Genomic DNA, 26,470 nt, shown 5'->3' on the forward strand with positions numbered 1-26,470 from the left:
GTTTCCCAGGCGTTGTGTTCCATGGCACGCATGCCCGGGAGCAACCGCGTCTTTTCACGTGGCGATGTGTTACGCAGCGCCCCGTGCGACCCTGGCCCATCGCCGCCCCGGCAGCGGCATGGAGCCCAGCACTCCGACCCAGGCATGGACGCAATCCCTCCACAGCGCCCCGGTTCTCCCTCTCCTCGGGGCCCATCCCCCCAGAGCCCGGGTTGGCCCGCGATGCCGGCGCTCGCCGGGTACGCCGCGGCGCTGCTCTCCGTGGTCCTCATCGCCGGCCTCTTCCTGCGCTCGAGCCATGCGCTGACCCAGGCCTCCTTCCGCCTGGCGCGCACCCTGGACTTCATCAACGAAGCGGACCACCTGGTCTCCCTGGTGAAGGAAGCGGAGACGAGCCAGCGCGGCTACCTGCTGCTGCGCGAGGAGCGGAGCCTGGCCGCTCACGAGGAGGCCCGGCGGCTCATCGGCCCCTCCCTCGATCGCCTGCGCTCCCTCGCGCCGGATGACCTCCGCCAGCGAGAGCGGCTCGACCGGATGGCCTCGCTCATCCAGCGCGAGCTCGCGTCGATGGAGCGGCCCCTCGCGCTCATGCGCGCCGGCAAGGCGGACGCCGCGCTCCAGGCGCTGCGCGCGGAGACGAGCCAGCGCGGGATGGACGAGTTGTGGCAGGTCGAGCGGACGATGGACCAGGAGGAGGAGCGACGCCTCGCGGAGCAGAACGCGGAGCTGGTCCGGGCCTCCGCGCGGGCCGACCTCATCGTCCTGGGAGGCAGCGGCTTCCTGCTCGCCTTCCTCGGCATCGCCGCGTTCAGCTCCAGGCGGGACATGCGCCTGCGGGAGCGGGAACAGCTCGAGCGCGAGCGGGCGCGCACGCGGGAGCAGGAAACCCGGATGGCGGCGGAGGGCGAGCGGCAGCGCCTGTACTACCAGCGCATCATCCTGCAGGTGCCCGCCGCGGTGGGCCTGTTCCGGGCGTCCGATCAGCGCTGCGAGCTGGCCAACCCGGCGCTCTTGAAGCTCTACGGCGGCCGTGAGCTGGTGGGCCGCACCGTGCGCGACGTCCACGCCGAACCCCCGGGCGGCCGCCTCGTCGAGATGTTCAACACGGTGCTGAGCACCGGCCAGCCCTATACGACCAACGGCTACCGCCTCGTGCTCGAGCGCGCCGCGGACGGCCGGACCACCGAGTCCTTCGTCAACCTCACCTACCAGCCCCTGCAGGATGAGCGCGGACAGGTGGATGCCGTGTTGCTGTTCGCGGTGGAGGTGACGGAGCAGGTGGGCGCGCGGCGCGCCGCGGAGGAGGCCCTGTCCCAGCGCCAGCGGGCGGAAACGGCGCTGCGTGAGAACGAGGCCCACCTGCGGCGGACCCTGAAGGCCTCGGACGTGGGCTCCTGGGAGGCGGACCTGCGCACCCGGCGCGTGGTGTGGTCCGCCCAGGCCGAGGCGATGTCCGGCATGGCGCCCCACACGTTTCCGGGCACCGTGGACTCCTTCCTGGCGCTCGTCCACCCCGAGGACCGCGAGCTGCTGGCCCAGCGCCTGGCGCCCTCGAGCAACGACCCGGGTGAGTTCCGCTTGGAGTACCGCATCCTGCGCGCGGACGGCGGCATGCGCTGGCACGAGAACCGGGGCCGCCTCCTGTTCGACGACGCCGGGCAGCCGGTGAAGCTCGCGGGCGTGCTCCTGGACATCACCCAGCGCAAGCTCGCCGAGCAGTCGCAGCGCGAGTCGGAGAACCGCTTCCGCATCCTCGCGGAGACCATTCCCCAGCTCATCTGGATGTCGCGCGCGGATGGGGCGGCCGAGTACTTCAACCCGCGCTGGTACGAGTACACGGGGCAGACCGCCGAGCAGGCCCGGGGAGATGGCTGGATGCGCGCCCTGCATCCGGACGACGTCGCGCCCACGCTCGTGACGACGCGGCGCTCGGTCGCCAGCGGAGAGCCCTACGTCATCGAGTACCGGCTGCGCCGGGGCGCGGACGCGGCCTACCGCTGGTTCATCACGCGGGGCCTGGCCCTGCGCGACTCCGCGGGCAACTGCACCCACTGGATTGGCGCCTGCACGGACATCGACGACCAGAAGCGCGGCACCGAGTCCCTGCGCTTCCTCTCCGAAATGAGTGGCGTGCTGGCGGCCTCGCTGGAGCACGCGGAGACGCTCCGGCAGGTGGCCCGCCTCGCCGTGCCCACGCTGGCCGACTGGTGCATCGTGGACGTGATGGGCGAGGAGGATCACCTGGAGCGGGTCGAGGTGGCCCACGCCGACCCCGCGCTCGCGGACCTCGCCGACATCCTGCGGCGCTTTCCTCCCCGCCTGCCCTCCACCGGCTCCGCCCCCCAGGCGGCGCGCACGGACCAGACCATCTACCTGGCCGAGGTGACGGGCACGCACCTGCAGGAGTACACCCGCGACGCCGAGCACCTGCGCGTCGTGCTGGCGCTCAAGCTGCGCTCGGTCGTGTCCGTGCCGCTGCTGGCGCGAGGCCGCACGCTCGGCGTGCTGACGTTCCTCACCACCTCGCACTCCGGACGCCGCTACGAGCGCGGCGACGTGCTGCGGCTCGAGGAGATGGCACACCGCGCGGCGCTCGCCATCGACAACGCGCGGCTCTTCTCCCTCGCCCGGACGGAGCGCGAACGGGCCGAGGAGGCCAACCGGCTCAAGGACGAGTTCCTCGCCACCGTCAGCCATGAGCTGCGCACACCGCTCACGGCGATGATCGGCTGGCTGAAGCTGCTACGGGATGGCCGTCTGTCCCCCGCCAAGCATGCGCGCGCGCTGGAGACCGTGGACCGCAACGCCCACGCCCAGGCCCAGCTCATCGAGGACCTGCTGGACGTCAGCCGCATCGTCTCCGGCAAGCTGAGGCTGGAACCCCAGCCGGTCCACCTGGCGGGCATCATCCAGGCGGCCATGGAGTCCCTGCGCCCCGCGGCGGAGGCCAAGGGCATGCGCTTGAACGCCGAGCTCGACACCCAGGACGACGTGGTGATGGGAGACGCGGCGCGCCTGCAGCAGGTGGCGTGGAACCTGCTGTCCAACGCGGTGAAGTTCTCCCCCGGAGACCACAACGTGTGGGTGAGGCTGCGGCGCGAGGGCGGCGCGGTGGAGCTGACGGTGGAGGACGAGGGCCCGGGGATTCCCGAGGAATTCCTGCCCCACCTCTTCGAGCGCTTCCGCCGGCTGGAAGGAGGCAGCACACGCCAGCACGGAGGCCTGGGCCTGGGGCTCGCCATCGTGCGCCACCTCGTGGAGTTGCATGGGGGAACGGTGCACGCCACCAGCCGGGCCCCGGGCCGGGGCGCCCTCTTCACCGTCCGCCTGCCCCCCACGCCGTCCTCCCTCACACCGCGAGCCTCCACGCCCTCGAGCACCTCCGCCCCCAGCACCTGGCCCGCCCTCGCCGGGCGGCACGTCCTCGTCGTGGATGACCAGGATGACAGCCGCGAGATGCTCCGGCTGGTGATGGAGGACCACGGGGCGCGCGTGAGCACCGCCGCCTCCGCCCAGGAGGCCCTGCGCGTGCTCGTCGCCGAGCGGCCCGAGCTGCTCGTCTCGGACATCGGCATGCCCGGCGAGGACGGCTACGCGCTCATCAACCGGGTGCGCGCCCTGCCCCCCGCCCAGGGCGGAACCATCGCCGCGGTGGCCCTCACCGCCTACGCCCGCGTCGAGGACCGCGCCCGGGCCCTCACCGCGGGCTTCGACATGCACGTGTCCAAGCCCGTCGAGCCCGACGAGCTGCTCTCCGTGCTCTCCAACCTCGTGGCCCTCTCGCCCCGCGGCTGAACACCCCGGGTGTCCGTCACCAGACACCCTCTCGGTCCCCTGCCTGTCCGTGCAGTGCCGACATGTAGCGCGGGAGGGGACGAGACCCCACAGCCGAGCGTTCAATTTCCGCCCATCCGTCGACCTGGCCGTTCAATGATGACCTGCCGGAGCCCCCCCCCCTGCGCGCGCCGGGGCTCGCGCGTATAATCATCTGTGCCTTTTCACCCCGTGGAGGGGAAGCGCCGTGGTCACGACGCGCCCTTCACGTTCTTGCCTCGCGGTCCCACCCCGCGGCGGGGTCCCGAAAGGGCTGGTCGCACGGTCGTGTCTTTCTGGGACCCGTCACGGGTGGGATTGGAATGGCCCATTACCCCCCCAGGTTCAATTCTTGGCCTTCCGAGAGAGCGCGGGAATTCCGCGCCTCTGGAGGGCCCGAGGGAGCGTCATGAAGGACGTGGAAAACAAGGGCTCGTCGTGGATCGCACGCATCGCCGCGCTCCAGGACGCGAAGACCTACGCGGAGCTCCACTGGGAAGGGTCCTTCGAGGACTACCTGGAGATCGTCCGCAAGAACCCCAAGGTCACCCGCACCGCCTTCCAGAGGATCTACGACATGATCCTCTCGCACGGGAAGACGGAGTACATCGACAACAAGAAGAAGCTCATCCGCTACCACTTCTTCTCCGACGAGAAGTTCGGCGGCCGTGACGCCATCTTCGGCCTGGACGTGCCGCTGATGAAGCTGGTCAACGTCTTCAAGTCCGCCGCCCAGGGCTACGGCACGGAAAAGCGCGTCATCCTGCTGCACGGCCCCGTGGGCTCGTCGAAGTCCACCATCGCCCGCCTGCTCAAGAAGGGCCTGGAGGAGTACTCCAAGACGCCCGAGGGCGCCGCCTACACCTTCAGCTGGACGCTGGACAAGAAGAACCCGGACGGCGCGGGCACCGTGCGCGAGAAGATGAAGTGCCCGATGAACGAGGAGCCGCTCAACCTCATCCCCCGCGAGTGGCGCTCCAAGATCTTCTCCGAGCTGAGTTCCTCGGACAACGGCTACAGCATCCCGGATGGCAGCGAGCTGTGTCCCGCGTGCCGCTACGTCTTCAAGGACCTGATGACCCAGTACAAGGGCGACTTCGCCAAGGTCATCGAGCACACCACGGTCAACCGGCTCGTCTTCAGCGAGAAGGACCGCGTGGGCATCGGCACCTTCCAGCCCAAGGACGAGAAGAACCAGGACTCCACCGAGCTCACCGGCGACATCAACTACCGGAAGATCGCCGAGTACGGCTCGGACTCGGACCCGCGCGCCTTCAACTTCGATGGCGAGTTCAACATCGCCAACCGCGGCCTCATCGAGTTCGTCGAGGTGCTCAAGCTCGACGTGGCCTTCCTCTATGATCTCCTGGGTGCCTCGCAAGAGCACAAGATCAAGCCCAAGAAGTTCCCCCAGACGGACATCGACGAGGTCATCATCGGGCACACCAACGAGCCCGAGTTCAAGAAGCTCGAGACCAACGAGTTCATGGAGGCCCTGCGTGACCGTACGGTGAAGATCGACATCCCGTACATCACCAAGCTGTCCGAGGAGGTGAAGATCTACGAGAAGGACTTCAACTCCCGCGCCATCAAGGGCAAGCACATCGCGCCGCACACGCTGGAGATGGCGGCCATGTGGGCGGTGCTCACGCGCCTGGAGGAGCCCAAGAAGCACAACCTGTCGCTCCTGCAGAAGCTCAAGCTCTACAACGGCAAGACCCTGCCCAACTTCACCGAGGACAACATCAAGGAGTTGCGCAAGGAGGCCAGCCGCGAGGGCCTCGATGGCATCAGCGCCCGCTACATCCAGGACAAGATCTCCAACGCCCTGGTGAGCGACAAGGGCGAGGGCTGCATCAACCCCTTCATGGTGCTCAACGAGCTGGAGGCCGGCCTCAAGGGCCACTCGCTCATCAACAGCGACGACGCCCGCAAGCGCTTCCGCGAGATGCTCACCAGCGTGAAGCAGGAGTACGAGGACATCGTCAAGAACGAGGTCCAGCGCGCCATCAGCGCCGACGAGGACGCCATCGGCAAGCTGTGCGGCAACTACATCGACAACATCAAGGCCTACACCCAGAAGGAGAAGGTCAAGAACAAGTACACCGGCCTCTACGAGGAGCCGGACGAGCGCCTGATGCGGTCGATCGAAGAGAAGATCGACATCCCCGACAGCCGCAAGGACGACTTCCGCCGGGAGATCATGAACTACATCGGCGCGCTCGCCGTGGACGGCAAGACGTTCAACTACCGGACCAACGAGCGGCTCCACAAGGCGCTCGAGCTCAAGCTGTTCGAGGACCAGAAGGACAGCATCAAGCTGAAGAACCTGGTGTCCACGGTGGTGGACAAGGAGACGCAGGAGAAGATCGACCTGGTGAAGGACCGGTTGATGAAGAACTACGGCTACTGCGAGATCTGCTCCACGGACGTGCTCAACTTCGTGGCGAGCATCTTCGCGCGCGGTGACGCCAAGGAATAGCAACCGGGAAGGGGAGCACTCGTGTCTTTGCGCATCCACCAGGACCACTCACGCTTCAAACAGATCGTCCGCGGGAAGATCAAATCCAACCTGCGCAAATACGTGCAGAAGGGGGAGATGATCGGCAAGAAGGGCAAGGACACGATCTCCATCCCCATTCCCTTCATCGACATCCCCCACTTCAAGTACGGCCACAAGGAGCAGGGGGGTGTCGGGCAGGGGGATGGGGACGTGGGCCAGCAGCTCTCCCCGGGCGCCGTCCAGCCCGGGGACGGGCACCAGGCCGGCCAGGGCGAGGGCGACCACTCGCTCGAGGTCGACGTCACGCTCGACGAGCTGGCGCAGATATTGGGCGAGGAGCTGCGCCTGCCCAACATCGAGCGGCGACAGAACGAGAAGATCGTCACCCAGAAGATCAAGTACACCGGGGTCAACACCACCGGCCCCGAGTCGCTGCGCCACTTCAAGCGCACCTACAAGCAGGCCCTGCGGCGGCAGATCGCCATGGGCACGTATGACCCGGCCCGGCCCGTCATCATCCCCACGCGCGAGGACCGGCGCTACCGCAGCTACAAGCTCCAGGAGCTGCCGGAGACGAACGCCGTCATCATCTACATGATGGACGTGTCCGGCTCCATGGGTGACGAGCAGAAGGAGATCGTCCGCATCGAGAGCTTCTGGCTCGATACGTGGCTGCGCCACCAGTACAAGGGCCTGGAGGCGCGCTACATCATCCACGACGCCGTGGCGCGCGAGGTGGACCGAGACACCTTCTTCCACACCCGCGAGTCCGGCGGCACGATGATCTCCAGCGCCTACAAGCTGTGCCGGGACATCATCAAGTCCGACTACCCCAAGAGCGCGTGGAACATCTACCCCTTCCACTTCTCCGACGGCGACAACTGGAGCGCGGATGACACGCGCCAGTGCATCGAGATGCTCCGCGAGGACGTCCTGCCCAACGTGAACCAGTTCGCCTACGGCCAGGTGGAGAGCCCCTACGGCAGTGGCCAGTTCATCAAGGACTTGCGCGAGGCCGTGGGTGACTCCACCAACGTCGCCCTGAGCGAGATCGCCGACAAGGACGCCATCTACGCCTCCATCAAGGACTTCCTCGGCAAGGGCCGCTAAGGCCCCTCGCCTCCTCCCGCCCGCCGCCCCCCGCTTCCGGAGTTCGCGATGCCCAAGAGCCTCACCCCGCCGCTGGCCAAACTGAAGCAGGAGATCGAGGGCCATGCCCGGGAGTTCGGCCTCGACTTCTTCGAGACCATCTTCGAGGTCGTCAGCTACGACGAGCTCAACATGGTGGCCGCCTATGGCGGCTTCCCCACGCGCTACCCGCACTGGCGCTGGGGCATGGAGTACGAGCAGCTGTCCAAGGGGTACGAGTACGGACTGAGCAAGATCTACGAGCTCGTCATCAACAACGACCCCTGCTACGCCTACCTGCTGGAGAGCAACTCGGACGTGGACCAGAAGCTGGTCATGGCGCACGTGTACGGGCACTGCGACTTCTTCAAGAACAACTTCTCCTTCCGCCACACCAACCGCCGGATGATCGACGACATGGCCAACCACGCCACGCGCGTGCGCCGGTGGATCGACAAGATTGGCGTGGAGAAGGTGGAGGACTTCATCGACCGGGCGCTGTCGCTGGAGAACCTCATCGATCAGCACGCGCCCCACATCCGCCGCAATCCGGACCCCCAGCGCGCCGAGGACGAGCTGAAGAGCAACGAGCGCGTGGAGGGCTTCAAGGTGAACCGCGAGTACATGCGCGGCTTCATCAACCCCTCCGAGTTCCTCGACAGCCAGCGCAAGAAGGTGGAGGAGGAGAAGGCGCGGACGAAGAAGTTCCCCGAGCGCCCCCAGCGCGACGTGCTCGCCTTCCTGCTGGAGCACGCCCCGCTCGAGCCGTGGGAGTCGGACATCCTCTCCATCATCCGCGACGAGGCCTACTACTTCGCGCCCCAGGGCCAGACGAAGATCATGAACGAGGGCTGGGCCAGCTACTGGCACTCCACCATCATGACCCGGCGCGCGCTCAAGGACGACGAGGTCATCGACTACGCGGATCGGCACTCGGGCACCATGGGCACCCGGCCCGGCGCGCTCAACCCGTACAAGCTCGGCATCGAGCTGTGGCGCGACATCGAGGAGCGCTGGAACAAGGGCCGCTTCGGCAAGGAGTGGGACGAGTGCGATGACCTGCGCGCGCGCCGCTCCTGGGACAAGAAGCTCAACCAGGGCCGCGAGAAGATCTTCGAGGTGCGCAAGCACTACAACGACATCACCTTCATCGACACCTTCCTCACCGCCGAGTTCGCCATCGACCAGAAGCTCTTCGTCTATGGCTTCAACGACAAGCGCAACTCCTGGGAGATCCTCGACCGGGAGTTCCGCAAGGTGAAGAACAAGCTGCTGCAGCAGCTCACCAACTTCGGCCAGCCCATCATCGAGGTGGTGGACGGCAACCACGACAACCGTGGCGAGCTGCTCATGGCGCACAAGCACGACGGGCAGGATCTCAAGGGCGACTACGCGCGCGAGACGCTGCGCAACGTGCAGTCGCTGTGGCGCCGCCCCGCGTGCATCATCACCCGCTACGACAACAAGGGCGTGCTGCTGCGCTTCGACGGGCAGAACCACACCGAGAAGAAGATCGATCTCTGAGAGGCGCTCTGCCCGCCGCGTTGCCGCCCCGCGGAAAAAACACCGTCTGGTTGGATTGAGAACCGACCAGGCGGCCGAGTTCCCGCCGGGGAGGAGAAGAGGAGGGGCTGGAATTTGGGAACAGCCCTGTAGCTCCCTTACACTGCGCGAGCCCCATGAGACTCGCCCCCGTCGTCCTGTGCCTGGGTGTGCTGTTCGCCGCGCCCCTCGTCGAAGCCGCCACCACCTCGTACAGCGTGCGCAACCGCCGCATCGAGCCCAACCAGCCGCTCGCGGTGGCCCTGCAGGAGGCGGGACTGCCGCCGGAGCAGGTGAGCGCGGTCATCTCCGCGCTGGAGGGCGTGTTCGACTTCCGCAAGTCGCGCGTGGGCGACCAGTTCCGCCTGGTGCTGCGCGAGGGCGAGCTGGACTTCTTCGGCTACCGGCAGAGCGCGGTGGACGAGTGGCAGGTGCGCCGCGATGGCGATCGCTTCGTGGGCAGCAAGCGCGCCATCGAGGTGGAGAAGCAGGTGGCGGTGGTGTCGCTGGAGGTCAACTCCTCGCTCTACGAGGCGGCACTGGCGGCGGGGGAGGATCCGCTCATCGGCATGGTGCTGGCGGACGTGTTCGCCTGGGACATCGACTTCTACCGGGACGTGCGGCGGGGGGACCGGGCGCGCGCGGTGGTGGAGAAGTTCGTCTCCAAGGGCCGCTTCCTGCGCTACGGCGAGGTGCTGGCGGCGAGCTACCAGGGGGAGTCGGTGGGCAAGAAGCGCGTCTTCCGCTACGAGCTGCCGGACGGCAAGCCGAGCTTCTTCCAGGAGGACGGCGCGAGCGCGCGCAAGGCCTTCCTCAAGAGCCCGCTCAAGTACGCCCACGTGACGAGCACCTTCGGCAGCCGCTTCCACCCGGTGCTCCAGTACGTGAAGGCCCACAACGGCGTGGACTACGCGGCGAGCGTGGGCACGCCCGTGTGGGCCGTGGCCGATGGCACCGTCACGGTGGCGGCCAACACGGGCGCCGGCGGCAACACCGTGTGCCTGCGGCACAGCAATGGCTTCGAGACGTGCTACCTGCACCTGTCGCGCTTCGGACAGGGCGTGCGCGCGGGCGCCCGGGTGAGCCAGAAGCAGGTCATCGCCCTGTCGGGCAACACGGGCCGCAGCACCGGCCCCCACCTGCACTACGCCCTCAAGCGCAGCGGCCACTACGTCAACCCGCTCAACCAGAACTTCCCTCGCACCGAGCCGCTCCCCAAGAGCCTGCTCGCGGACTTCCGCGCGAAGGTGGCTCCCCTGGCCGAGCGGCTCGACGCCGTCTCCGTGGCCCAGGCCAGCGCCCAGCCCTGAGCCCTCTCCCGCGCGGGTCCACCCTACCTCTCATGTAGGGTTCGTTCGCACATTCCCCTCGGGGAGGGGGATACTGTCCCGGGGTCGGAGGCTATGCCCGAGGGGCAACCTGTCTGATAGGATGGGATTTTCCCGTCGTCGCAGCTCCTTGCCCCCCCTTCCCAATCCCCCCACCCCCATGCCCGCGATCGCAGACTTCATCCATACCGCCGAGGAACTCCACCGTGGACTCGTGAGCCTCAGCGCCGAGCTGCAACAGGGTCTTCCCGAGCGTCTGGCGCGCTTTCCGAGAGATCCCCAGCAGCGCCAGGAGATGCAGGAGGAGCAGGCGGCACTGCTGCGCAAGCGCCTGCCGGAAGTCACCGTCTGGCTGGATGGCTATTTTCATCGCCTCACACAGCTCAACCACCAGCTCACGAGCGAGGAGCGCGAGCGGGCGCTGGAGCACCACCGCTCGGCCGTCCAGCCCTTCTTCCTGCAGAGCCCCTTCGTGCGGCGCGCGGTGGACAAGCCCCTGGGCTACCCCGGCGACTACGTCACGGTGGAGATGATCTTCGACAGCGAGGACCGGGGCGTGTCCACGCTCGCGCGCATCCTCACGCACTACTCCATCAACTGCGGACCCGGCCGGGGACACCGCGCCCGCGTGCCCTGGCTGCTCGGCCACCTGCACCGCCAGGCCCAGGCCCTGGGGCGCCCCATGCGCGTGCTGTCCTTCGCCTGCGGGCCCGAGCACACCCTGCGTGAGTACACGGCGCTGGGCAGCACCGGCGACTTCACGCTGTCCGACTTCGATCCCGCCCCGCTCGACTTCAACCGCCGCCAGTTCGAGAAGCTCGCCCGGCTGCCACGCAATGGCGTGCCCCCGCCCAACGTGCGCTTCATCCAGATGTCCACCTACAACCTGCTGCGCCAGCGCGAGGCCCCGGAGAAGCTGCGCCACCCGGAGGGCCCCATGGACGTGGTCATCGCCGCCGGCATCCTCGACTACCTCAAGGACAACGTCATCCACCGCTTCCTGGACACCATGAGCTCACTGCTCGCGCCCGGCGGCCTGCTCCTGCTGACGAACCTGCACCAGGAGAACCCCTGGCAGTCCTTCATGGAGTACGTGTGTGACTGGTACGTCATCCACCGCACCCAGGACAAGTTCCAGGCCCTGTGCGAGGGCACTCCCGCGCGCGGCGTGAAGACGCTGGAGAACATCACCGACGCGTCCTCCCACACCAACATCCTCTGGGCCGGCCAGAAGCAGGTCTGAGCCAGGCCGCTTCCCGGGGGGAGAGAAGACGGGGCGCGTGTGCTCAGGTGTACTCGTGCAGGTACTGCGCGTGGTTGAGCGTGAGGACCGTCCCCGTCACCGTGCCGTTGCCACGCATGACCCGCAGGGCCTCGCGGTGGGCGCCCTCGTGGAAGTACACCGGCTGCATGTCCCCCTGGAAGTCCAGCCGGTAGCGCGTCGGGCCCAGGTCCTCGTACGAGCGCTTCCCGTAGCTCACCAGCGTGGAATAGACGGTGTCCACCGAGGAGAACAGCCGCTTGGGATCGTTCATCCCGATGAGCTTCACCAGGGTGTTGCCCACGTAGGACTTGAAGAAGCCCGTGACGGTGGCCGCCCCACACGCGCGGATCGCCTCCTCCACCGACGGATAGTACGGCTCCAGCATGTCCGAGGCCGTGTAGAGCAACCGCAGGAAATCCGCCGACGGGTAGGAGAAGAAGTCCACGGGCAGCTTGTTCACCCGCAGCTGCTGCAGCAGCCGATCCACCCCCGTGTTCCCCATCCGCTGCTCCACCAGGCCGTACACCGACTTGAAGATGAAGCCCCTCACGGTGTCCTCGGGCTTGCAGATGGCGATCCGCTGAGCGAGGTCGTTCTTGTCAGTGGGCATGAAAGGAACCTTCTAGGTCCCAGGTTGGAGGCAGAACCTGGATGATCCCGCTTCCTACCAGAGTCCTCCCCCGCTTCGCGAGCGCTCCTCGTCCTCCGGGACAGGATGCACGCGCGGTCATACTTCCGCCCGTGAGCCTGGATATCCAGGAAAGTCTTTGAAACTCCCGACCAAACCGGAGCATGGAAGAGACCTCGGCGGGGGGCCGGCCACGGGTTTCTTTCGGTGCGGTCCAACGTGGGTCGGTCTACCCTATCATGCTCCACACACGGCTGGCCCAGAGGGCCGTGCGTCTCACGAGGAACCCCTCGAATGTCGAACGCCTCACCCATCCTCACCCCGACCACCCCCGCCTCGCCGGATACGGCGCAGGAGTCCAGCCGCACCGGGCTGGATCCCCACAGCGTGCACCGTGGCTTCCTCGAGCACGTGCGCTACTCGCGCGGCAAGAACCCGGAAAACGCCACCGCCCACGATCACTTCATGGCCCTGGCACTGGCGGTGCGAGACCGGCTCGCCAACCGGTGGGTGCGCACGGCGCGCACCTACTACGAGCAGGACGTCAAGCGCGCGTACTACCTGTCCGCGGAGTACCTGCTGGGCCGCGCCCTGGGCAACAACCTGCTCAACATCGGCATGTACGAGGCCGCCGAGCAGGCCATGCGCGAGGTGGGCGTGGACCTGGGCGCGCTCGTGGAGATGGAGCCGGACGCGGGGCTCGGCAACGGCGGCCTCGGGCGGCTCGCCGCGTGCTTCCTCGACTCGCTCGCCACGCTGGGCTACCCCGGCATGGGCTACGGCATCCGCTACGAGTTCGGCATCTTCACCCAGGACATCATCGACGGCTACCAGGTGGAGCGCGCCGACGAGTGGCTGAAGTTCGGCAACCCGTGGGAGATCGTCCGGCCGGAGAAGGCGGTGCCGGTGCGCTTCTATGGGCACGTGGAGCACTTCCACGGCACGGACGGCAAGCCCGTGGCGCGCTGGGTGGGCGGCAAGACGGTCATCGGCGTGCCCTACGACACGCCCATCGCCGGCTACGGCAACAACACCGTCAACACCCTGCGGCTGTGGCAGGCGCGCGCCAGCGAGGAGTTCGACCTCAAGCTCTTCAACGCCGGTGACTACGAGCGCTCGGTGGTGGAGAAGAACGACTCGGAAGTCATCTCCAAGGTGCTCTACCCCAACGATGCCTTCCAGGCCGGCAAGGAGCTGCGCCTCAAGCAGCAGTACTTCTTCGTCGCCTGCTCCATCGCGGACATCGTCCGGCGCTACCTCAAGAACCACTCGGACTTCCGCGACTTCCCCAAGAAGGTCGCCATCCAGCTCAACGACACCCACCCGGCCATCGGCGTGGCCGAGCTGATGCGCGTGCTCGTGGACGAGAAGCGCCTGGGCTGGGAAGAGGCCGCCGCCATCACCCAGGCCACCTTCGGCTACACCAACCACACGCTCCTGGCCGAGGCCATGGAGAAGTGGCCGGCCTCGCTCTTCGAGCGCCTGCTGCCACGCCACCTGGAAATCATCTACGAAATCAACCAGCGATTCCTGCGCCAGGTGCAGATCCGCTACCCCTTCGACACCGAGCGCATCCGCCGCATGAGCCTCGTGGAGGAAGGCGCGGAGAAGAAGATCCGCATGGCGCACCTGGCGGTGGTGGGCAGCCACAGCATCAACGGCGTGGCGGAGCTGCACACCAACCTCTTGCGGCGTGACGTGCTGCCCGAGTTCGCGGAGATGTTCCCCGAGCGCTTCAACAACAAGACCAACGGCGTGACGCCGCGCCGCTGGATGCTGTGGAGCAACCCCCGGCTGGCCAGACTCATCACCAGCCGCATCGGGGAGGGCTGGGTCACGGACCTGGATCAGCTGCGCAAGCTCGAGCCGCTCGCCGACGACGCGGCGTTCCGCCAGGCCTTCGCCGAGGTGAAGCGGCAGAACAAGGTGGACCTGTCGCGCCACCTCCAGGGGCTGTGCGGGGTGGACCTCAACCCGGACGCCATCTTCGACGTGCAGATCAAGCGTCTGCACGAGTACAAGCGGCAGCTGCTCGACGCGGTGCACATCGTGTCGCTGTGGATGAAGGCGCGGCGCGACCCGAGCACCATCATCGCCCCGCGCGTGTTCCTCTTCGGCGCCAAGGCGGCCCCGGGCTACGTGCAGGCCAAGCTCATCATCCGCCTCATCAACGGCATCGCCGAGGTGGTCAACAGCGACGCGGGCACCACGGGCCTGCAGGTGCTGTTCATCCCCAACTACCGGGTGAGCCTCGCCGAGCGCATCATCCCGGCGGCGGACGTGTCCGAGCAGATCTCCACCGCGGGCTGGGAGGCGTCGGGCACGGGCAACATGAAGTTCATGCTCAACGGCGCGCTCACCCTGGGCACGCTGGACGGCGCGAACGTGGAGATCCGCCAGGCGGTGGGCGACGACAACTTCTTCCTCTTCGGCCTCACCGCCGACGAGGTGATCGCCCGCAAGCGCGCCGGCTACCGGCCCCGGGAAGAGTACGAGCGCAACGTGGAGCTGCGCGAGGCGCTGGATCTCATCGGCTCGGGCTTCTTCTCGCCGGAGGACAAGAACCTCTTCCGGCCACTGGTGGATAGCCTGCTCGAGGAGGACCGCTACCTCGTGCTGGCCGACTTCGCCTCGTACGCGGCCAGGCAGCAGGAAGTGGCGCGCGCCTACAAGGACACCGAGCGCTGGACGCGCATGGCCATCCACAACGTGGCGCACGGCGGCATCTTCTCCTCGGACCGCACCATCAAGCAGTACGCCGAGGAGATCTGGCAGGTGAAGCGCATCGACGTGAAGCCCTGAGCTGACGGGTAACGGGAGGCCGCGGGGCCAGGCGCACCGCGGACTCCCGGAACGGGCCCGAGGAACTCAGCTCGCCTGGCGGATGCGCGGGCCGAAGCGAGGGCGGAAGCGCTCGGCCGAGGCGAGGAGCCCCTCACCCACCAGCCGACCCGCCACGTAGCGCAAGGCCGCGTCCATGTCGGGCACGGTGGCGCACGGCACGGGCATCGGCTTGAGGTAGGTGAGCAGGCTCCTCGACAGGCGCATATGCGCCGAGGTCATGATCGAGGCGAGTCCGAGGAGCTGCTGGCCCAGCCGGGCCTCGTTGCGGTGGATCCACTCCGCATGCATGTAGCGCTGGGTCACCGTGAGCATGGAGCACAGGCTCACGTCCATCACACAGACGTAGCGCTCGCCCCGGTCCAGATAGCTGTCCATCCGCTCGAGGAAGTGCGCGTACTGCGCGTCCGACACGTTCCCGCTCATGCGGACCGAGAGCAACGGCCACGACGAATCGTCGAAAGTAATGACAGCGAACATGCATCCCCCCGATGCGGACATCTCGGAGTCGAGGAGGGGGGAAGGGGTCAGGCGAGGCCTGGCTCCCAGCGTTCGGGTATCGACGCTCCCCCCCAGGAAGCTCCGTGGCGCGGCACTCTAGCAGAAGAGAGGCGGCGCGTCATCCCGGGCTCGTGAAAAACCAGGAAAAGGCCGCTCCGGAGTGACCGGAGCGGCCTGGATCACGGATGGGACGAGCGCCTACGGAGACTCGGGAGCGCTCGAGGAGTTCTGCGGATTACGCGTGGCGCGCACCACGAAGTCCGCCACGTTGTTGCCGCTGTCATACCCATTGCCACGCAACGCGTCGCTGCCTCCGGACATCGTGTCAGCGGTCGAAGAGGACACCGCCTTGCGCTCGTAACTGCTACCCGCCACGGTGTTGGCAATGGCTGGAGCCGCGGTGCCTTCGGGATCAAGGGCCGCTCCCGTACCCCAGGCCAGCTTGTCCACCACGTTGCCACTCGCGTCGAGGATCCGCAGCGAAGCGCCTCCATGCGCGGTGAGGGCGGTATAGGTCGCATCGGGCGTCGGACCGATGAACGAGGTCTTCTGGGCAACCAGATAGAACCCCTTCGCCGGGATGCTCCCCGTGGTGAACGTCAGCCCCTGCAGGTCGTTGAAGCTGGAACCCGCGGACGCCGACTTGTACTGGATCTTCCACCCCGTGATCGGAACGGCGACGTTCGTCGGATTGTAGAGTTCGATGAATTCGTCGTCGTGATTGACGGTCGTGCTCCCCGCGACGAAGTTCTTCGAGGCGAACTCGCTGATGACCACGTGGTCGGCGCTCGGCGCCTCGGTGATCGTCACCGTGCCGAAGACGCCGTTGGTCGGATCCGAGATGTCGCTCTGGCCGCAGTAGACGGGGGCCGACAGCGCGCCGGTGACCGGGTCCTTGAAGGAATAGCGGAAGCCATACTTGTACGAGCCGGGCGTGGGAATGGTCAGCATGCCAGACGTCTCGTCCTCGTCGCTGACCGTGGGCGCGTACTCCCCGTTGAAGGAGACGGGCGCCCAGGTCCACGCCGTCGCGGGGCTCGTGTCCAGGCCGTAGCCCAGCTCCGCGACCACGTGGGGGTAGCCATCGTTTCCAGCCGTGTTCCGGTCCGTCACGCTCGCGGCCTTGAACCGGCTGGAGACGGCCACCGACGTACCCGCCTGGGCGGGCGGAATCGTCTTCGGGCTCTGGATGTAGCAGAGGCTCACGACCGGGCTGGCCGTCATGCCACACGTGGTGTTGGCGGCCTCGGGCGTGCCGAAGTCCCCTCCCGTGAGCGCATCCGTCGAGTCACACCAGTACCAGGGCAGGGCCGAGGCGCGCGTCCCCTGGATGAGCGAGGAGAGATTCATCGACTTGCCCGTGCTCTGGGGGAAGGACGGCGTGTAGCGGAACTCCGTCACCGTGCTGGCGCCATTGGCGACGCTCAACGACCCCGAGCCCTCCAGGGCGATCGCGCTGGGGTACTGGTAGCTGGCGGAGACGCCACCATTGGAGGCCCGATCCTTGTTCTGGGCCAGGACGAAGTGGCCCTTGCGGCCCACCACCAGCGGAACGCTCCCCTCGCCCACCTGGAACGAGCGCACGGCGTCCGAGCTGTTCTTGTACGTCACCGTGAGGCCGTTGAGGTTGAGCAGGCCGTCCGTGGCGTTGGTCAGCTCGAAGTACTCGGTCGTCCCGCTCGAGGGCGAGTGCATCACCTCGGAGACGAGCAACTGGTTGGCAATGGGACGCGTGGCCGTGTCGCACTGGCCGCTGAAGCAGACGGCGTTGGTGCCCGTGCACGCGGTGGTCGTCCCCGTCTGCTTGCAGGTGGCGGTGCCATTCTCGTCGACACAGGCCACCGTGTAGGTGGTCCGCGAGACCCCATCCGCCGCGCAGACGGGAGCATCCGGAGTGCAGGTCACGCCCGCGCACACGTCCTCGGGCGTGGTCGTGTCCACGAGGGACAGACTGGAGTTGCCGACGTCATCCTTCACCTTCAGCCCGAAGTAGTAGTGGGTGCCGCGAGTCAGGCCGGTGGCGCGCGCCGACTCCGCGCTGCCCGGGGCCTTGGGCACGCCCACGCTCACCGGCGTGGCGCCCTCGAACGACGCCTCGGTGATGGGGCTCAGGGAGTAGCGCAGCTCGTAGCTGGAGGCGATACCCAGCGTCCCGTCATCGCCCACGGCCGTCCAGGCCAGGGTCACCGCGTTGGCCGTAAGCTCGGCCACCGTGAGCGACACGGCGCTCGGCGCGACGTCATCCACGATGGTGAACTTGCCGCTGGTGGCGCTGTCCAGCGTGCCCGCCATGGCGACGAGCCAGAAATCCGTGCCCTGCTGGTCCACGCTCAACGTGGAGAAGGTGGCGAGTCCCGCCACGGGCTTCACGGTCACGGTGCCCAGGAGCTCGGCCGCGTTGTTGCCGCCCACCAGGCCCAACGTGATGTCGGGCGAGTCCACGGAGAGCACGTTGCCGAACGTGTCGGTGATGGCCACGGTCACCGCGGGCATCACCTCGCGAACCTTGACGCTGGAGGGCTGCGCGCGGAACACCAGCATCGCGGGCGTCCCCGTGCTGTCGATGTCGAAGGAATCGCTCGAAGCGGAGTCCAGCCCCTCGGCGGAGGCCGTCAGCACGTAGCCGGTACCCGCCTCGGTGATGGAGAGGCCCGGGAAGGACGCCACGCCATCCACGGGGTCCGCGGACGTGGTCCCCGCCAGCGTGCCCTTGTTGAGGGCGAGCGTCACCCGCGGGGCGGAGACGGAGAGCGGGTTGCCGGAAGCATCCGTCACGGCCACCCGCACCTCGAAGGTCTCACCAGCGCGACGGTTGGAGGGCGGCTGGGTGAAGACGAGCTTCGCGGCGGCGACCGGCGCGGGCAGCACCTCGAAGGGGGAGCTCGTCGCCGACGCCAGGCCGGCGGCGCTCGCCACCAGGGTGTAGCCCGCAGCGGCCTTCTCGAGCACCAACGTGGAGAAGCGCGCCACGCCATTGACCGCCGCCACGGACACCGTCCCCTTCAGCTCGGCCGAGGGAGAGCCCTCGCCGAGCGCCACCGTCACCGTGTCGCTGGCGTCCGTCACCGTCTGGCCGCTCGCGTCCTGGATGGTGACCTCGAAGGTGCCCAGCGGCTCGCCCGCCGTACCGGACGAGGGCGCCGCGGTGAAGACGAGATGGGGGGCAGCCAGGGAGACGAACTCGACGGTGGGCCGCGTGGCCAGCGTCACCGGGCCCTCTTCCGCCTCCACCGTGGCCGTCACCGTCTTCGTGCCCGCGACAGTGGACACGAGCGTCGCGACCGCCACGCCCTGCGCATCCGTGGGGCCCGACGCCTGCTGAAGCGTGTTGCCCTCATCCGAGGCCTCCACCGTCACCGAGCGGCCCTCCAGCGGGGTGCCCTCCGCCGTGCGCACCGTCACCCGGATCTCCACGGTGTCCTGGCCGTTGGCGCGCACGCCCTGGGCCGGGTTCACCTCCACCGACGAGCGCTCCGCGTCCGGCACCTCCCGCACTGGCGGAGGAGGCGGGTTCGGCCGATCACGACATGCCGATCCACCAAGGGACAGACCGAGCAACAACGCACTCCACGCGACCAGCCGCGCGAGCGAGGGGGGGGCATGCTTCATGAAGCAACTCCAGGCTGAAGAGGGAACGCAGCCCGCCAGCCAGGAGGCTTCGCGGGCACACAACCCTCTTATCAGATGCTCCCTGCCTGGAAAAACACAGCCCAGGAAGAACGCCTGCTTCCTCCCAGAACGTCACATGCCGTTCACAGACCCAGGGCCTTGAGCATCAACCCCGAGCCGAGCAGGGACTGGCCTCCGTCGCACACCAGCAGTGAACCGGTGATGTACGAAGCGGCGTCGGAGGCCAGGAAAAGCGCGACTTGCGCGATGTCCTGCTTCGTTCCGAGGCGACCCAGGGGCAGGGCCTCGAGGAGCTTGCCGCGCGAATCATCACCCGGAGCGAGGCGGCGCATACCCTCGGTGTCATCGATGGGCCCGGGAGTGATGGAGTTGACGCGGATGCCCAGGCCCCCCCACTCGATGGCGAGGGTGCGGGTGAGCATGTCCACGCCGGCCTTGGCGGCGCACACGTGGGCCTGCATGGCCATGGGCAGGTAGGCCTGGGGGGCGGAGATGTTGAGCACGGACGCGCCCGGCTTGCGCAGGTGCTCGAAGGCGGCGCGGCAGGTGTTGAAGGTGCCGAGCACGTCGATCTCCAGCACCGACTTGAACGCATTGGAGGACATGCCGACCGCGGGGGCGGGGAAGTTGCCCGCCGCGCCGCACACGAGGATGTCGAGTTCCCCATGCGCGTCGCGCGCCGTCCGGAGGGCCTTCTCCAGGGCGTCGTACTGGCGCACGTCGGCGGCCACGCCCAGGGCGGTGCCATGCGCCTGGAGCCCCTTCACGGCTGCCTCCAACTTCTCCACGTTGCGGCCGTTGATGGCGACCTTCGCGCCCGCCTTCACGAGGGCCTCGGCGATGCCGAGGTTGATGCCGCTGCTGCCCCCCGTGATGAACGCCGACTTGCCCGCCAGCAATCCATCCCGGAACACACCCTGTGCCATGTCACTCCCCTTCTCTTGACCGCGTTGACGCCCGGACCCGAGCGCTCAGCCGAACTCGACGACCTTCATACCGAAGAGCCGTTCCACGGACTGGATGAGCTCGTCGCTCACCTGCACCTTGAGTGGCAGGTTGGCGATGAGCGCCTCGGCCTCGTTGGAGAACAGCAGGCTCACCGCCAGGGGCGTGGCGCCCTCGTACTTCTTGACGAGCTGCGCGAGCTTCGTGAGCCGCTCGTCGGTGGCGAGATCCGCCGGCAGCCGCAGCTCCAGGCGCTTGGTGCGCTTCTCCCGCACCGCCTTGAGGCTCTGGATGTCCTCCACGATGAGCTCCGCCACCGGCGTGTCCTCGTCGCGCTGGTTGATCTGCACCGTGCCCGTCACGAGGATGGGATCATCGCTCTTGAGCAGGGTCTCCCAGTGCTCGAAGCCGGGCTTGGGCCCCGACTTCGTCCACTTGCCGTCCTTGCCCATGACGTTGCGCGTGCCGTCCTTGCCCGGGAAGCACACCAGCTCCAGCGAGCCGGACAGGTCCTCCAGCGTCACCCACGCCATGCGCTTGCCCGTCTTGGTGGGCCGCTCGCGCAGCGCCGCCACCACGCCCGCGATGGTGAGCTTCTCGTCCTTGCGCGCGCGTTGCACCGCGGTGATGGGCCGCGCGTAGCGCTTGAGCTCCTTGTCGTAGGCATGCAGCGGGTGGCCCGACACGTAGAAGCCGATGGCCTCCTTCTCCAGCGCCAGGCGCTCCTTCTCCGACCACTCTTCCACCTGCACGTAGTCGTTCTTCAGGTCCGCCCCACCCGACGCGCCCCCGCCCAGCATCCCGAAGAGCGAACTCTGCCCCGCCGCCTTGTCCTTCTGGCTGCTCGAGCCGCGGCTCATCGCGCGCTCGATGCTCTCGAAGATCTGCCGGCGCGGGCGCTTCTCGAAGTCGAAGGACCCCGCCTTCACCAGCGCCTCGAGCACCTTGCGGTTCACCTTGCGCGAGTCCACGCGCTCGCAGAAGTCGAACAGGCTCTTGAAGGACCCTTCCTTGCGTGCCTCGACGATGGACTCGATGGCGCCCTCGCCCACGCCCTTGATGGCGCCCAGGCCGAAGCGGATCTTCCCCTCCACCGCGCCGAACGCCATGTCCGACTGGTTCACATCCGGCGGCAGCACCTGCACGCCCGACTGGCGCGCCTCGCCGATGTGCAGCACCACCTTGTCCGTGTTTTCCTTCTCGCTCGTGAGCAGCGCCGCCATGAACTCGACGCGGTAGTGCGCCTTGAGCCACGCGGTGTGCAGGGTGACGAGTCCGTAGGCCGCCGAGTGGCTCTTGTTGAAGCCGTACTCGGCGAACTTCTCCATCAGGTCGAAGATCTCCCCCGCGACCTTCAGGTCCACGTTGTTGTTCTTGCAGCCCTCGAGGAAGCCGGCGCGCTCGGCCTGCATGACCTCGGCCTTCTTCTTGCCCATGGCGCGGCGAAGCAGGTCCGCGCGGCCCAGGGTGTAGCCTCCCAGCACCTGGGAGATCTGCATCACCTGTTCCTGGTAGACGATAACGCCGTAGGTGTCCTTGAGGACGGGCTCGAGCAGCGGGTGCGGGTACACCACCTTCTCGCGGCCGTGCTTGCGGTTGATGAACACGTCCACCATGCCCGAGTCGAGCGGACCCGGACGGTAGAGCGCGCCCGCGGCGATGACGTCTTCGAAGCACGACGGCTTGAGCTTCATCACCATTTCGGTGAAGCCGCTGGATTCCATCTGGAAGACGCCGGCCGTGTCGCCGTCCGCCATGAGCTTCCACACCTCGGCGTCATCGAGCGGGATGTCCTCGCGCAGGAGGGGCTTGCCGTTGGGCGGGTTGCGGTTGATGAGGTTGAGCGCGTTCTGGATGACGGTGAGCGTCTTGAGGCCGAGGAAGTCGAACTTCACCAGGCCCGCGGCCTCCACCTCGTCCTTGGCGAACTGGGTGATGAGGGTGTCTTCGCCCGGCGGCTGGTAGGTGGGCACGAACTCCCACAGCGGCTTGTCGGCGATGACCACGCCGGCCGCGTGCATGCCGGGCTGGCGGTGCAGGCCCTCGAGCGCGAGCGCGATCTCCAGCACGTCCTTGGTGGTGACGTCCTTGCCATCCACCTGGCCGATGGCGCTCGGCTTCTCCATCATCTCCTTGAGCCGCGGCTCCTGCTCGATGGCGTCCTTGAGGGTGATGCCGAGCACCTCGGGCACGAGCTTCGCGATGCGGTCACCCTCGCTGAAGGGCAGCGCGAACACGCGGCACACGTCGCGCAGCACGCTCTTGGCCTTGAGCGAGCCGAAGGTGATGATCTGCCCGACGTTGTTCTCCCCGTACTTGCGGCCCACGTACTTGATGACCTCGTCGCGCCGGTCCTGGCAGAAGTCGACGTCGAAGTCGGGCATCGACACGCGCTCGGGGTTGAGGAAGCGCTCGAAGAGCAGGTTGTACGGGAGCGGATCCAGGTCGGTGATGCGCAGGCAGTACGCCACGAGGCTGCCCGCGCCCGAGCCACGGCCCGGGCCCACCGGGATGTTGTTCTGCTTGGCCCAGTTGATGAAGTCCTGGACGATGAGGAAGTAGCCGCTGAACCCCATCTTCTGGATGACGCCGAGCTCCAGCTCCAGGCGGGCCTTGTAGGGCTCGCGGTCCACGGGATTCTGGCCGGCGCGGAAGCGCGCCAGGTCGATCTCCTTGAAGCGCTCCTCGAGGTTCGCGCGCGCCAGCTCCGCCATGTAGCTGTCGGGCGTGTGGCTGTCGGGCACCTGGAAGGTGGGCAGCATGGGCTTGCCGAGCTTCAGCTCCAGGTTGATCTGCTCGACGATGCGCTGGGTGTTGTGGACGGCCTCGGGCGTGTCGTGGAAGTACTCGAGCATCTCCTGGGGGCTCGTGACGTAGAGCTTGTCCGTGGAGTGCTTCATGCGCTTGCCGTCCGCGAGCGTCTTGCCGCTGGCGATGCACATGAGCAGCTCGTGCGCGCGCGCGTCTTCCTTCTTGATGTAGTGCGCGTCCGCGGTGGCGCACAGCGGGATGTCCAGGTCGCGGCTGAGCTGCTTGAGGTTGGTGTTGGCCGTCTCCTGCTCGGGCATCCCGTTGGACTGCACCTCGAGGAAGAACTGGCCCGGCTCGAAGATGTTCTTGTACTCGAGCGCCGCGCGGCGCGCGTGGTCCATGTCACCGCGGAAGGCCGCGCCCGTCACCTCGCCGCCCAGACACGCGGTGAGGGCGAACAGGCCCTTGCTGTGGTCGGCCAGGAGCTTCTTGTCGATGCGCGGGTGGTAGTAGAAGCCCTCGCGGTAGGCCATGGACGAGAGGTACTTGAGGTTGTCGTACCCCTCCTTGTTCTTCGCCAGGAGGATGAGGTGGTGGCCCACCTTCTCCGTACGGTCCGCGCGCCCCTTGGGGCCGGCCACGTACGTCTCCATGCCGATGATGGGCTTGATGCCCGCGTCCTTGGCCTTCTTGTAGAAGTCGATGGTGGCGAACATGTTGCCGTGATCCGTCACGGCCACGCTCGTCATCCCCTTCTCCTTCACCGTCTTGATGAGATCCTTCATCCGGATCGCCCCGTCGAGGAGCGAGTACAGCGAGTGCAGGTGGAGGTGGGTAAAGGACATGGCGGATAAGTAGTCAGCTGGGGGTGGCTTCACCAGACGATTGTTCAGGCCCGGGCCGCCCGCCAGTTCCCGTCCACCCGGTTCGTCCGGGACCGGAAGCGCGGCCCGGGCACCTTGTGGCACGGCCCTCACCCCGGGTGAAGGAGCCCCTGGGTTGGCCGAGTGCTACCCGGCCCGCCCCCTGGAAGGAGCCCGGGACGGGCGCCCGCCCGCCCGGCCGCCCCGTCGGACGGGCCTCTTCACACTTCTTCATGCGCCCCACAAACGCCCCTGACGAGCGCCGCGCATTCTCCCCATCGTCGCCGAACGAACGGCGCGCAACACGCGAGGGCCCCCGCGGGGTCCTCCAGGGAGCAACCGTCATGAACACGAAGAGCAAGATCCTCCTCGCCGGGTCCGCCATCCTCGGTGTCGTCCTCCTCACGGGTTTCCGGGGCGGGCACATGGGCTGGGGCGCGCGAGACCCCGAGCGCATCAAACAGATGATCACCTGGCGCCTGGATGACCGGCTCGAGGACCTGAAGGCCACGGACGACCAGAAGCGGACGATTCAAGGGCTGAAGGACTCGCTCTTCGACGAGGGCCAGAAGCTGGTGACGGAGCAGCGCGAGGCGGGCAAGGAGCTGGTGAACCAGTGGGATGCGGCCCAGCCCGACGCCCGCGCCGTGCATGCCCTGGTGGACGCCCGCGTGGATGCCTGGCGCGCCTTCGCCCACAAGGTGGCCGACGCCGCCCTGGAGGCCCACCGCGTCCTCACCCCCGCACAGCGCCAGCAGGTGTCTGCCGGCGCCCGTGAACACATGAACGCCCGCCACTAGCCACGCGCCCCCGGATGCTCACGGGTGGACAGGCCCGCGACCCTGGGACCCTCCGCGCCCCCCGCCGAATGGCTACGTTACGGGGGTGCCACACAACTACCAGGAGTTCGCCCGCCGCATCCGTGACTACTCCCGCCTCGCCGAGGTGAACGAGTACGCCCGGGTCCTCGAGGGAGGCGTCGAGTACCCGCTCTTCCGCCTCACCGTCCCCGGGGATCGCTGGCTCGTCATCACCTCGGGCTTCCACGGAGAGGAGCCCGCCGGGCCCCTCACGTTGAGCTGGCACTTCGAGGAGATCGTCCTCTACGCGCGCGAGCGCGGCGTGGGGCTGCGCGTCTACCCGTGCATCAACCCCTCGGGCTTCGAGGACGGCACGCGCTACAACCGCAGCGGCGAGAAGATCAACAACGACTTCCTGCGCTACGAGACCACGCCCGGCACCTGGAAGGGCGAGGTGCAGCGCGACGAGTCCTTCCTGCGCTGGGTGTTGTTCGACGGCGGGCCCAAGGAGACGCGCGCGGTGCGCTCGGACATCGCCCGGCACCCCGCGCCCGCCGCCGCGCTCGACATCCACCAGGACAACTACATTCCGGGGGCCCATACCTACGCGTATACCTTCGGGGACAAGGCCGCCTTCGTGCCGCTGATGGAGGCCGCGTCCACGCACGCCCACGTCATCCGCGACGACAAGGTGGACGAGCACAACCGCACGGACCGCCACGGGCTCATCGAGTACCACGACGGCAGCGTCACCGATTATTTCGTGCGCAGCGGCGTGCCCTATACTGCGGCGTTGGAGACCACCACCCAGACTCCGCTCGAAGCCAGCCACGCCATCAACCTCATCTGGGTGCGCGGTTTCATCGACCTGGCGGCGCGCGGAGGTGGGAGCACCTGACATGATTCGCCGTCCCCTGGGCGCCACCGGCCCGCACGTGTCCGCGCTGGGCTATGGAGCCGGGCCCGTGGGCAGTCCCGAGTTGTCCGAGGAAGCGGCCCACGCGCTGCTCAACGGGGTGCTCGACGCGGGCATCAACCTCATCGACACCGCCCCGAGCTACGGCCTGTCCGAGGAGCGCATCGGCCGGGCCCTCCAGGGCCGGCGTCACGAGTTCATCCTCTCCACCAAGTGCGGCTACGGCGTGCCCGGCGTGGAGGACTGGACGGGGCCCTGCATCACCCAGGGGATTGAACAGGCCCTGCACCGGCTGCGCACCGACTTCATCGACGTGGTGCACTTCCACTCGTGTCCCGTGGAGGTGCTCGAGCGTCCCGGCGTGGTGGACGCGCTCCAGGCCGCCGTGCAGCGGGGCCAGGTGCGCGTCGCCGCGTACTCGGGCGACAACGAGGCCCTCGCCTGGGCCCTGCGCTCGGGCGCGTTCGGCTCGGTGCAGCTCTCGCTCAACCTCTTCGACCAGCGCGCGCTCGACACGGCCCTGCCCCTGGCGCGGGAGCGGGGAATCGGCGTCATCGCCAAGCGGCCCCTGGGCAACGCCCCCTGGCGCTTCCCCCAGCGCCCCGCCGCCCACGACATCGCCACGTACTGGGACCGCATGCACGCGCTCGGGTTGGATCCCTCGGGCCTGGACTGGAACGAGTTCGCCCTGCGCTTCACCGCCTTCACTCCGGGCGTGGCGAGCTGCATCGTGGGCACCACGCGCCTGGAGCACCTCCAGCACAACCTGCGCGCCCTCGAGCAGGGCCCCCTGCCCGAGCCCCTCGTGCAACGCCTCCGTGACGCGTTCCACCGCCAGGGCGCCGCCTGGGACGGCCTCATCTGAGGCCCCGCCGCGGCGAGCCCCCCCGCGAAACCCCATCCGCTCCTTGCAAGTCCCCTCCACCCCTGTCACGACAGCACCCCGCCCCCGGAGTCCGTCCCTTCCGGGCGAGGTGGTTTGACATCAAACTGATTCAGCCGGACGATGGTCCGCTA

The 26,470-nt window shown here is 67.8% G+C and carries 15 protein-coding genes; 10 read left to right on the plus strand and 5 right to left on the minus strand.

The window, feature by feature from the left end:
* Positions 1-222: 222 nt before the first annotated feature.
* The 6 genes from CYFUS_RS40945 (at position 223) to CYFUS_RS40970 (ending at position 11,557) form a co-directional block, all read left to right on the plus strand.
* Positions 223-3,795 (plus strand): PAS domain-containing protein, encoded by a 3,573-nt coding sequence (locus tag CYFUS_RS40945; protein WP_198316315.1) that lies wholly within the window; start codon positions 223-225, stop codon positions 3,793-3,795.
* 427 nt (positions 3,796-4,222) lie between these two features.
* Positions 4,223-6,295 (plus strand): PrkA family serine protein kinase, encoded by a 2,073-nt coding sequence (locus tag CYFUS_RS40950; RefSeq protein ID WP_095990144.1) that lies wholly within the window; start codon positions 4,223-4,225, stop codon positions 6,293-6,295.
* Between the two features lie 21 nt (positions 6,296-6,316).
* The gene (locus CYFUS_RS40955; RefSeq protein ID WP_095990145.1) at positions 6,317-7,426 is read left to right on the plus strand and encodes a DUF444 family protein; all 1,110 of its coding nucleotides are present in this window, start codon (positions 6,317-6,319) and stop codon (positions 7,424-7,426) included.
* 48 nt (positions 7,427-7,474) lie between these two features.
* On the plus strand, positions 7,475-8,968 hold the full coding sequence (locus CYFUS_RS40960; protein WP_095990146.1) for a SpoVR family protein: 1,494 nt from the start codon (positions 7,475-7,477) through the stop codon (positions 8,966-8,968).
* A 155-nt stretch (positions 8,969-9,123) separates the two neighbouring features.
* Positions 9,124-10,296, plus strand: a complete 1,173-nt coding sequence (locus CYFUS_RS40965) for a peptidoglycan DD-metalloendopeptidase family protein (protein ID WP_095990147.1) — start codon at positions 9,124-9,126, stop codon at positions 10,294-10,296.
* A 178-nt stretch (positions 10,297-10,474) separates the two neighbouring features.
* Positions 10,475-11,557 carry a class I SAM-dependent methyltransferase gene (locus tag CYFUS_RS40970; protein ID WP_157758949.1) on the plus strand — a complete coding sequence of 361 codons (1,083 nt, stop codon included), beginning with the start codon at positions 10,475-10,477 and terminating at the stop codon, positions 11,555-11,557.
* A 43-nt stretch (positions 11,558-11,600) separates the two neighbouring features.
* Here CYFUS_RS40970 and CYFUS_RS40975 read toward each other — a convergent pair whose 3' ends face one another.
* The gene (locus tag CYFUS_RS40975) at positions 11,601-12,188 is read right to left on the minus strand and encodes a TIGR02265 family protein (RefSeq protein WP_095990149.1); all 588 of its coding nucleotides are present in this window, start codon (positions 12,186-12,188) and stop codon (positions 11,601-11,603) included.
* Positions 12,189-12,500: 312 nt separating this feature from the next.
* Here CYFUS_RS40975 and CYFUS_RS40980 point away from each other — a divergent pair, with 312 nt between their 5' ends.
* Positions 12,501-15,008 carry a glycogen/starch/alpha-glucan phosphorylase gene (locus CYFUS_RS40980; RefSeq protein WP_095990150.1) on the plus strand — a complete coding sequence of 836 codons (2,508 nt, stop codon included), beginning with the start codon at positions 12,501-12,503 and terminating at the stop codon, positions 15,006-15,008.
* A gap of 66 nt (positions 15,009-15,074) precedes the next feature.
* Here CYFUS_RS40980 and CYFUS_RS40985 read toward each other — a convergent pair whose 3' ends face one another.
* From CYFUS_RS40985 to dnaE, 4 genes are all read right to left on the minus strand, one after another.
* Positions 15,075-15,461 (minus strand): hypothetical protein, encoded by a 387-nt coding sequence (locus CYFUS_RS40985; RefSeq protein ID WP_157758950.1) that lies wholly within the window; start codon positions 15,459-15,461, stop codon positions 15,075-15,077.
* A gap of 285 nt (positions 15,462-15,746) precedes the next feature.
* Entirely contained in the window at positions 15,747-19,157 is a 3,411-nt protein-coding gene (locus CYFUS_RS40990; RefSeq protein WP_095990152.1) for a lamin tail domain-containing protein, read from the minus strand.
* 143 nt (positions 19,158-19,300) lie between these two features.
* The gene (locus CYFUS_RS40995; RefSeq protein WP_095990153.1) at positions 19,301-20,104 is read right to left on the minus strand and encodes an SDR family oxidoreductase; all 804 of its coding nucleotides are present in this window, start codon (positions 20,102-20,104) and stop codon (positions 19,301-19,303) included.
* A gap of 45 nt (positions 20,105-20,149) precedes the next feature.
* Positions 20,150-23,719 carry a DNA polymerase III subunit alpha gene (dnaE, locus tag CYFUS_RS41000; RefSeq protein ID WP_095990154.1) on the minus strand — a complete coding sequence of 1,190 codons (3,570 nt, stop codon included), beginning with the start codon at positions 23,717-23,719 and terminating at the stop codon, positions 20,150-20,152.
* 362 nt (positions 23,720-24,081) lie between these two features.
* On the opposite strand from dnaE, the gene CYFUS_RS41005 reads away from it, so the two are divergent.
* From CYFUS_RS41005 to CYFUS_RS41015, 3 genes are all read left to right on the plus strand, one after another.
* Positions 24,082-24,537, plus strand: coding sequence for a Spy/CpxP family protein refolding chaperone (locus tag CYFUS_RS41005; protein ID WP_095990155.1), 456 nt, complete (start codon positions 24,082-24,084; stop codon positions 24,535-24,537).
* A gap of 85 nt (positions 24,538-24,622) precedes the next feature.
* The gene (locus CYFUS_RS41010) at positions 24,623-25,435 is read left to right on the plus strand and encodes a hypothetical protein (protein ID WP_095990156.1); all 813 of its coding nucleotides are present in this window, start codon (positions 24,623-24,625) and stop codon (positions 25,433-25,435) included.
* A gap of 1 nt (position 25,436) precedes the next feature.
* The gene (locus CYFUS_RS41015) at positions 25,437-26,318 is read left to right on the plus strand and encodes an aldo/keto reductase (protein ID WP_198316316.1); all 882 of its coding nucleotides are present in this window, start codon (positions 25,437-25,439) and stop codon (positions 26,316-26,318) included.
* Positions 26,319-26,470 lie beyond the last annotated feature (152 nt).

Source organism: Cystobacter fuscus, from assembly GCF_002305875.1.
GTDB lineage: Bacteria > Myxococcota > Myxococcia > Myxococcales > Myxococcaceae > Cystobacter > Cystobacter fuscus_A.